Annotated in this window: 1 protein-coding gene; it reads right to left on the minus strand. The window is 34.7% G+C overall.

Annotated elements, in window-relative coordinates; all coding sequences use genetic code 11:
- Positions 1–239 (minus strand): phosphoribosylglycinamide formyltransferase (gene purN, locus SB775_RS33460; RefSeq protein ID WP_410865604.1); only part of this gene is annotated, 239 nt, incomplete at both ends.

Genomic DNA, 239 nt, shown 5'->3' on the forward strand with positions numbered 1-239 from the left:
TCTAACGCTTGACCAACAGCATCTTTCCCTGGAAAACTCGGTAATAATGATGGATGAATATTAATAATCCTTCCGCCGTAAGCTTCTAGTAATGTCGGCCCAATTAAACGCATATATCCAGCTAAAATAACATAATCAATTTCATACTCTTCTAGCTTCTTTAATATTTCTTTTTCAAACGCTTCTTTTGATCCATATGCTTTCGCTGAAAAAGCGAAACATGGAATATGATGATAATG

This window comes from Peribacillus sp. SIMBA_075 (assembly GCF_046534585.1).